Below are 4,342 nucleotides of genomic sequence, written 5' to 3'. Positions count from 1 at the left end.
CCTTGTTGCTCTTTATGCCGTTGGTAAACGCTTTCGGGGGCGGCGACCCCAAAGGCCCCATGCGTGGCTGGCTCACCGCTCCACAGTTTGGTTGGCTCATGGCCGTGGTGGTTATTGCCATAGTGTGCATCGTGCTTTTCCTTGGTTGTTTCGCCCTCACGAAAGAGCGCGTAAAACCCGTGAAACAAGAGAAGAACTCGCTCAAAACCGACCTTCGCGACCTGTTGCACAATCGTCCGTGGTGGATTTTGCTGGGTGCGGGTGTGGCATCGCTTGTGTTCAACTCCATTCGCGATGGCGCAACGGTTTACTATTTTAAATATTACGTAGACGAAACCGCTGTGGGCAACATCTCCTTCCTTGGTCTGCCCTTCGTGCTTAGCGGTCTTTATCTTGCCGTTGGGCAAGCTGCCAACATCGTTGGCGTTATACTTGCCGCCCCAATAAGCAACCGCATTGGCAAGCGGCGCACCTTTATGGCGGCTATGGCCGTGGCAACAGTGCTTAGCGTTGGTTTCTTTTGGCTCGACAAAGGTCAGCTTGCGCTCATCTTTATCTTGCAAGCACTTATCAGTGTTTGTGCTGGCAGCATCTTCCCTTTGCTGTGGAGCATGTACGCCGACTGCGCCGATTACAGCGAATTGAAGACAGGCAACCGCGCAACAGGGCTTATCTTCTCATCGTCTTCAATGAGTCAGAAGTTCGGTTGGGCCTTTGGCACGGCCGTAACAGGTTGGATGCTCGCCCAATTTGGTTTCCAAGCCAACGCCGTCCAGTCGGCCGAAACCATCCAAGGCATCAAGATGTTCCTCTCGTTCTTACCCGCCGCAGGAGCTTTCCTCTCGTTGGCGTTCATTTATTTCTATCCGCTTTCTGAAACGAAGATGAAGGAAATAACCGCCGAACTACAAGAAAAAAGGAAATGATTATGGAGAAGTTGAAGAACGAATTGCAGGCCGAACTCACCCAAAACATCTTGCCATTTTGGCTTAATAAGATGGTAGACCATCGTTATGGCGGTTTTCTGGGGCGCATTGATGGGCACGGCAACCCCGTACCCGATGCCGAAAAGGGGGCGGTTCTCAATGCGCGCATATTGTGGGCCTTTGCTGCTGCCTATCGCGTTTTGGGTAAACCCGAATACTTGGAGGCTGCAACCAGGGCCAAAAATTATTTCGTGGCTCACTTTATCGACCCGCAAGAGGGTGGCGTTTTTTGGAGTTTGGATGCCCAAGGGCGTCCGCTCGACACCAAAAAGCAAACCTACGCCCTCGGTTTTGCCATCTACGGATTGAGCGAATACGCACGAGCCACGGGCGACGAGGTGGCCTTGCAGCAAGCAAAAGACCTTTGCTACTGCATCGAACGCTACGCCTTCGACAGCCTAAACAATGGCTATGTGGAGGCACTAACGCGCAACTGGCAGCCCATTGCCGACATGCGACTGAGCGATAAGGACGAGAACGGGTCGCGAACGATGAACACGCACCTGCACATTCTCGAACCATACACCAATCTTTACCGCGTGTGGCGCACGCCCCAGTTGGCCGAACGCATAGCCAACCTCATCGACATCTTCCTCACGCGCTTGCTTAATCCGCAGACAAACCACCTCGACCTCTTCTTCGACGACCGTTGGCAGGGCCGTCGCAACATACAAAGCTTTGGTCACGACATCGAGGCGGTGTGGCTGTTACACGAGGCTGCGTTGGAGTTGAACGACCCCAACGTGCTACAAAGGGTTGAGCATGCCATCAAAGCCATTGCCAAAGCGGCCGACGAGGGTCTGCAAGCGGATGGCTCGATGGTGTACGAACGATGGACGGACACGGGTAAAGTGGACACCCAACGCCAATGGTGGGTGATGTGCGAGTGTGTTATTGGTCATATAGACCTATATCAACACTTCGGCGACACCGCAGCTCTCGACATCGCCCGCCGCTGTTGGCAATATACTCGCGAACATATCGTAGACCATGAACAAGGTGAATGGTTCTGGGGATGCGACGAAAACGCACGTCCAAACCTCGTAGACGATAAGGCCGGCTTTTGGAAATGCCCCTATCATAATGCGAGGATGTGTTTGGAAGTGATGGAAAGAAAAAGCCTCACCCCCAGCCCCTCTCCAAGGGGAGAGGGGAGTGAATAGCCTTGTTTCGACATTGCAAGCAAAGAATAATATCCTAAATTGCAAGAAAGAATAAAATTCTAAAATAGCATTGATAACAACCAAAGCAGCCAAGCTATCTACTCCCCTCTCCCCTTGGAGAGGGGTTGGGGTGAGGTCTTTTTCTCCACCACTTGACTGGTTGGGGGTGAGGCTTATATATTATATGGACACTTACGTACTACACGAAATAACCCCATTGATGGAGACCGATGCCCTGTACATCGCAGACAGGCATAAGAAAGAGTTCTCCTATCCCGTGCACAACCACGACGTTTTCGAGCTAAACTTCGTTGAAAACGCCGCGGGGGTGAGGCGAACGGTGGGCGACAACAGCGAAGTGATTGGCGATTTCGACCTCGTGCTCATCACCAGTCCCACGCTAGAACACGTTTGGGAACAGCACGAATGCAAGAGCGAAGACATCCGCGAGATTACCATTCAGTTTAATTTCGGGGCGGGAATGACCGAAACCGACCAGTTTTTCGGCAAGACACCCTTCGAAAGCATACGCCGAATGATGAAAGAGGCGCAAAAGGGATTGGCGTTTCCCATGACCACCATCATGAAGGTGTACGACAAACTAGACGAGATGAGCCGCATAACCGACCGCTTTCGGGCCTTAATGCAGTTTCTCGACATACTGCACACGCTGTCGCTTAGCACAGGTGCGCGCACATTAGCCACCACCAGTTACGCCAAAGTGAACATCGAAGACGATAGTAGACGGGTACTCCGCGTAAAGAAATACATCTCGGATAACTACATGTACGAACTGCGACTTAAAACCCTGGCCGACCTTGCCAACATGAGCGAGAGCGCATTCTGCCGCTTTTTCAAGCTGCACACAGGCCGCAGGCTTAGCGATTACATCATCGACATACGCATGGGACATGCTGCGCGCATGCTGATAGACACCACCGAGACCATCGTCGAGATAAGCTTTAAGTGCGGATACAACAACATGAGCAACTTTAACCGTATCTTCAAGCGAAAGAAAGGATGCTCGCCAACAGAGTTTAGAAACAATTATCATAAGATTAAGGTGATTGTGTGAGGGGGCAATAGCACTTTATTGGGTTGGTTTTCTCATGCAGGAAAACCTGGAATAACAGACAACCCCCCATAGCAAACAGGGGGCTTTGGAGGCAAAGAAAACCAAGACTTATAGTCTAGGGAAACGCTATAAGTACTTGTGCTGCATGGATAATCTCTTGTTGTTGTCCGCTAAACTCCAAATCGGCTCGGCCTTTCTATCCGCAATGCCCACCAATAGGCGTTGCGGATTTCTTTTTCGAAAGGTAAGCTCCCCTTTCAAACAATCCTTCATCCCCAAAGTTATTCCGTGCAAGTGCACGTTTACTGGCACAAGCATTAAACTCAACACAGGCATACAAAGGCACGGAACAACAATCATAAGATTGTAAAACATTTGTACCAAAATTTAACATTATGAGTGCCTTCGCCGTAAAATATCCGAGCATCAGTTGGATTTTCGCGCGTATTTTTAAAGTTTGTAACCACCTGACTTATTGATAATTACGAGAAATTAGGCGCAAAAACACGCTTTTTAGCACGTATTAGGATTGCAAAACAACATGAAGTGTTCAACCAAACGCCGCCACGCAGTTTTTCATTCCACATAATCAAAATGCCTATAAATAACGCATAAAATGGTGCTTTTTATGGGTTTTGGCTACATTTTGCTACATTCTAGCTTGTATTTTGGTACATATTGCATTGCATTTTGGTGCAAAATACACTGCGTTTTGGTGCATATTGCATTGCGTTTTGGTGCAAAATGCACTGCGTTTTGGTGCATATTGCGATGCGTTTTGCGGCAAAATGCGTTGCAACAACCAGCAATTAGGCACCATTTTCTTGTCGTTTCGGATGCAAATTTTGGGGATTTTTTCTTCAAAGAGAAATGCAAAAGCATAGTAAATGGCCAAAAACGGAGGGGATAAGCACGCAAAAAACACTGAAATTTCTTCGTTTGGGTGCATTTTATATGGCTTTTGGCGGTTATTTTCTTCTAGAATGGTTCGGCCGAAAAACGCGATTTATAAAATATATTTATCGTTTTAACAAATCGTTAACACACGATTTTGGAGGTAAGGCCAACGGCTATGCGGCGGCATAGGCAATAAGACTAAACGTGATGGGCGCAATGTT

The 4,342-nt window shown here is 48.9% G+C and carries 3 protein-coding genes; all 3 read left to right on the top strand.

The window, feature by feature from the left end:
* On the top strand, positions 1-926 hold a 926-nt coding region (locus BN93_RS09975; protein ID WP_019188193.1), incomplete at its 5' end, for an MFS transporter.
* Between the two features lie 2 nt (positions 927-928).
* The gene (locus tag BN93_RS09970; protein ID WP_044260388.1) at positions 929-2,149 is read left to right on the top strand and encodes an AGE family epimerase/isomerase; all 1,221 of its coding nucleotides are present in this window, start codon (positions 929-931) and stop codon (positions 2,147-2,149) included.
* A 184-nt stretch (positions 2,150-2,333) separates the two neighbouring features.
* Positions 2,334-3,224: an AraC family transcriptional regulator gene (locus BN93_RS09965; protein WP_044260386.1), complete on the top strand. Its 891-nt coding sequence runs from the start codon at positions 2,334-2,336 to the stop codon at positions 3,222-3,224.
* Positions 3,225-4,342: the final 1,118 nt, after the last annotated feature.

Origin of the sequence: Prevotella conceptionensis 9403948, from assembly GCF_000312305.1 — a bacterium.
GTDB classification, from domain to species: domain Bacteria; phylum Bacteroidota; class Bacteroidia; order Bacteroidales; family Bacteroidaceae; genus Prevotella; species Prevotella conceptionensis.
The sequence above is the reverse complement of the archived record's forward strand: the minus strand, read 5'-3'. Positions and strand labels throughout refer to the sequence as shown.